Raw genomic sequence first — 4975 nt, 5'->3', positions numbered from 1 at the left:
CTAAGTGATTCAGATGAATTAGCTCTTAAAAAGCTAATTGTAGATGTATAAAAAATTAGACCGACTAATCCAAAATTTCTAATTGCATCAAAGATATCTTTGATTTTTGTTTTCTCATCGTGCCATTGTGCCATCTTAATAAAGTCTTTTTTGAATGCGAAATAATAACTTACACTTGGTTCATAGTTATTTCAAATAAAAAACTCGGCATAGTATGCCGAGCTTTTTTGGTTGGGATGTTACTTAATTTAGCTATTTGTAGGCGCTGGTTGGGCATCTACTAGTGGTGGCTTGCCACGCATTTTACGTACTAATCGTTTAGCATCTTCTAGTGCAACATACTGGCACGGTATAAGTATCAGTGTAATTACTGTGGCAAATAACACACCAAAAGCAAGTGATACAGCCATTGGGATAACAATTTTAGCTTGTAAACTCGTTTCAAAAATAATTGGCATTACACCAATAAAGGTAGTGATTGAGGTAAGTAATATCGCTCTAAAGCGACGAGCACCGGCTTGCATTACAGCATCCTTAATCGCAACACCTTCAGCGCGTGCTTTGTTTACAAAATCAACCATAACGAGGGAATCATTTACGACCACACCCGCTACAGCAATAATGCCAAACATCGATAAGCTACTCATGGTCATACCTAAAATCATATGCCCAAACATCGCGCCCACTACACCAAACGGAATAACCGACATTATAATAAGTGGCTGCGAGTAAGAGCGAAGCGGAATGGCTAACAAGGCAAATATAATCATCATTGATATACCAAAATCACGAAGCTGCTCTGAAGCGCTATCCATCTCTTCTTGAATGCGCCCAGCTACATCACTTGTAACGCCAGGGTAGCTCTTAAGTAATGTTGGTAAGTATTCATCACGAATTTCTTCTGCAATCGCAAATGGTTCGGCTTTGTCGGTATTTACCGCAGCCCATACGTTTACAGTGCGTTTAGAGTTTTCTCGGCGAATACGGTTTACACCGTCAACAAGCTTAACTTCGGCTACTTCACTTAGCGGTACTTCAGCGCCTGTGGGTGTGATAATACGCACACTTGCTATGTCACTTATTGAGTTACGTTCGTCTTCTGGATAGCGGATCATGACTTTAATTTCTTCGCCTTCACGCAATATTCGCTGCGCTTCTAAGCCGTAGTAACTAAAGCTAACTTGCGACGCTACATCAGCAAGCGTTAAACCCATGCTGTAAGCGAGTGGTTTTAAATCAAGTTGCACTTCGTCGGTAGCGCTTTGCATTGAATCGTTTACGTCGCCAACGCCTTCCATTGTTTGTAATTTGGCTTTTAATTTACCAGCCACTTCTTTTAGCTCGTCAGCATTTTTGCCTTCAAGTTTAAAGCTAACGTCGCCATCATCTCGACCGCCATTCATTATACTGTCTTGAATGGTCATGGTTTTAATGCCTGGTAAAGCGGGCATTTGCTCACGCCATAATGCACTTAGGGCAAATGTGTCGATAGGGCGTAAGTCAGGCTCTACCAAAATAGCCATAATATTTGCTTCAGTTCGTCCGCGAAGGCTTACCGATAAATCGCGGATCATCGGTTTACCGTATTGCTCTTGTAGTTGCTGATCGACCTTTAACAACACGCTTTCAATTTTACGTGCGGTTTCAAGCGTTGCTTGCTCAGATGAAGCTAAGTTCATTTCTATATCAATACGCGGAAAATCGTGCGGTATTTTAGGGTTTGGTACAAACTTAACTAAACCACCTGCAAACATACCTGCGCTTACAATAAGCAAACACATAAAGCCGACAATCACTGTATAGCGATAATGAATACAGCGGCCAACAAAAGGAAGGTAGTAGTTATTCACAAAGCTTTTTAAGCTGCTATCAATCACCATACGTAAGCGGTGTAATAGGTTTTTAGGATTTGGTTTACGTGGGTTCATTGCTGCAATATGCGCAGGTAAAATAAGTTTTGATTCAATGAGTGAAAAAATCAAACACAAAATAATAACGCCACCAATTGCCTTAGAAAAAGCAGCGCCAGGGCCGGTTGCGAGTGTTTGAGGTAAAAATGCCGCAATAGTTGTTAGTACACCAAAGGTTGCTGGCATCGCAACGCGTTTAACACCGCGTACTACGTTATCAAGTGTGTGGCCGTATTTTTCTATTTCGGCACTGGCTGACTCGCCCACAACTATGGCGTCATCAACAACGATCCCGAGTACAAGTATAAAGGCAAAAAGAGAGGCTAGGTTAATTGTTACATCTAAAAAGCCAATAGGCATAAACAAAAAGGCGCCCAGAAAAGACACCGGTAAACCCATCATTACCCAAAATGCTAAGCGTAGCGGTAAAAATAGTGCCAGCACTATCATTACTAACAAGCCACCCCAAATCATGTTATCGACCATCATATCGAGTCGACCTTCAAGGTAGTAAGTTAAATCAACAATAGGAGAGAGCTTAACGCCTGCAGGTAAAAGTGGCTCTTTAGTTGCCATGTAGCTTTTAAGTACTTTTGCTACATCGGTAATGTCTTGATCTTTTGATGCGTTTACTTCAAACGAGAGTGAATTCTTACCATTGTATTTTGAATATTGTAGACCTTCTTCAAAGCCATCATTAATAGTTGCAACATCGCCTAAATAAATTTGTGCGCCATCAGCAAGGGTAATAAGTGGCAGTTTTTCAAACTCAAAACCACGGTAGGCTTGTTTTTCAACACGCATCGAAATATAACCATTTTCAGAGCGTATTTGTCCCGCCGACATATTTGCCGAAAAGTTTTGCACCGCGCCTGCAATATCTCTAAATGTTAATCCGTACTCGCGTAGTTTATCGGGGCTGACTTCTATACCAATTTCATATTCTAAGCCGCCGTTAAAATTAACAAGGTTAACGTGAGGCAGTGCTTGTAGTTCGTCTTTTATATCGTTGCCAAGCTCTTTTAACTGGTAGTTACTCATGTCGCCGTAAAGCGCGAGTATCATTACCTCTTGCTCAAACTTATCGCGGCGCACAACAGGGCGCTCCATCCCCGCAGGAAAGGTGTTTATTGAATCAACTTGTACTTTAATTTCATCAAGTACTTCTTGTGGATTGTATTGCTCTTCTATTTCAATCCACGCTTGTGAAAAACCACGGTTAGAGTACGTAATTAGGCGTTTAATGCCTTCAATACCTTCGAGGTTTTCCTCAACTTTTATGGTTATGCCTTCTTCAACCTCTTGCGGGGCTGCACCTGGGTAAACTGCTTGTACGCTTATCCAGTTGCTTTCAAACTGTGGGAACATTTGTTTGCGAATGGTCATTGCCATTAAAATACCGCCTACTAATATAAATATCATTAGTAGGTTGGCAGCAACGGGATTTCGGGCAAACCATGCTATTAACCCTGTTTCACGAGTGTTCATGATTATTCCTCTTTCAGCGCAAGTTGAGTTACATCAGTTTTATCAGGCGCAATATCTTCAATTTTTACTGCCATACCTTCAGTTGGGTATTCAAGCGCTGAGGTAACAATTTGCTCGCCATTGTTTAACCCTTGGCTGGCTATAATCATGCCGTTTTGTTCGCGTATAATATTGAGGGTTTTAAACGACAATGTTAAATCGTCATTTAAAATTACAATTTTATTATCTTTAACTAAGTGGTGCGCAACAATAATTGCGTTATCAAGCGGGCGACCTTCAATGGTAGCGTTAATGTACGAACCAAAACGAAGAGGGCGTGTTTTGTCGCCATAAGGTGTTGCAAGTTGTGCAACCAAGTAGCTCATACGGCTTGTTTGATCAACCACACCTTCGGTGCGAATTACTTTGGCTTGCCACATTGTTTGCTTACCCGCGTATTCTGCGTTAAATGTAACATTTGAGCCTACGCCGCCATTTTTTAAATATTGCAGTTCTTGATCGGCAACCGGTAAACGGACCTCTGCAACTGAGGTTGCGCTTAGTGCGCCAAAACTATTACCTGGGTTTACTACTGAACCCAAGCTAATTGTGCGCTCATTAATAATGGCATCATAAGGGGCTTTAATATAAGTACGCTCAAGATTGCGGCTAGCACGTTTAACACTTGCTTGAGCAGAGCGGTAACGCGCTAATTTTTCGGCCAGCTGTGGTTTTCGTAAATAAAGTTCTGATGCAATAGCGTCGCTTGAGTCTGACTTAATGCGCTCCCACTCAGCTTGAGCGACATGTGCTTGCGCGCGTTCTATTTCAAGTGCTGAGCTTGCTTGTGCTAAACCCGCTTGCGCTTCAATAAAGTCTGCTTCGTAATCATTTGCATCAATTCGTGCTAAAATATCGCCTTGCTTTACAAACGCGCCTTCTACAAATTGATCTGATACCGAAATAACTTGCCCGCTAACTTGTGCTATTAGCTCTGTACGATATTTTGGTTTAACAATGCCGTACGATTTAACATCGAGCGTTATAGAATCTAAAAGTACGCGTTGTGTTGCTACTAAAGGACGTAAATCTTGCTCTGGCTTTTCTTCGGGTGGTTTTTTCATTGCCATAAAGGCGAAAGCTAAAGCAATACCGCCTGCTAAAACAGCGATTGGGAGTATTATTTGTTTTGTAGTAGCCACAAGGCATTCCTTCATAATTGGTGGTGACAGAGCAATAATACGCAATAAAGTGTTTACAAGCTGTTTTAAGATGTAACAAAGCATTACATGTGTGTGTTACAACTCACTATGTGACTAATTAAGTTCCTAAAAAGAAATTAAAGTAAGTGTGTTTTATTCAGAGGAAATTATGAAAACCGAATCGATGAATTGCAGGCTAGGCTGCGGCGCATGTTGTATTGCGCCAAGTATTAGTTCGCCTATTCCAGGTATGCCAAATGGTAAAAAAGCCGGAGAGCGTTGTATTCAGCTGGACGAAGGTAATTTATGTAAGTTATTTGGTGATGAAAGTCGACCAAAAGTATGTAGCGATTTTAGTGCCACGCTTGATGTGTGCGGGTCTACAAATGCACAAGC

At 41.3% G+C, this 4975-nt stretch carries 3 protein-coding genes; 1 reads left to right on the top strand and 2 read right to left on the bottom strand.

Features of this window, described 5'->3' with window-relative positions:
* Positions 1-248: 248 nt before the first annotated feature.
* Complete coding sequence (locus H5072_RS11745) at positions 249-3398, bottom strand: efflux RND transporter permease subunit (protein WP_182693618.1); 3150 nt, start codon at positions 3396-3398, stop codon at positions 249-251.
* 2 nt (positions 3399-3400) lie between these two features.
* Positions 3401-4579: an efflux RND transporter periplasmic adaptor subunit gene (locus H5072_RS11740; protein WP_182693617.1), complete on the bottom strand. Its 1179-nt coding sequence runs from the start codon at positions 4577-4579 to the stop codon at positions 3401-3403.
* Between the two features lie 169 nt (positions 4580-4748).
* Here H5072_RS11740 and H5072_RS11735 point away from each other — a divergent pair.
* The coding region (locus H5072_RS11735) for a YkgJ family cysteine cluster protein (RefSeq protein WP_182693616.1) at positions 4749-4975 on the top strand (227 nt) is incomplete at its 3' end.

This window comes from Pseudoalteromonas sp. SR45-5 (assembly GCF_014163565.1).
In the GTDB taxonomy this organism is placed as follows: Bacteria; Pseudomonadota; Gammaproteobacteria; order Enterobacterales; family Alteromonadaceae; genus Pseudoalteromonas; species Pseudoalteromonas distincta.
The sequence above is the reverse complement of the archived record's forward strand: the minus strand, read 5'-3'. Positions and strand labels throughout refer to the sequence as shown.

Bases quoted from the DNA above. Each gene is read 5' to 3' on its own strand.
- H5072_RS11745 (WP_182693618.1), bottom strand. From the start codon at position 3,398: ATGAACACTCGTGAAACAGGGTTAATAGCATGGTTTGCCCGAAATCCC.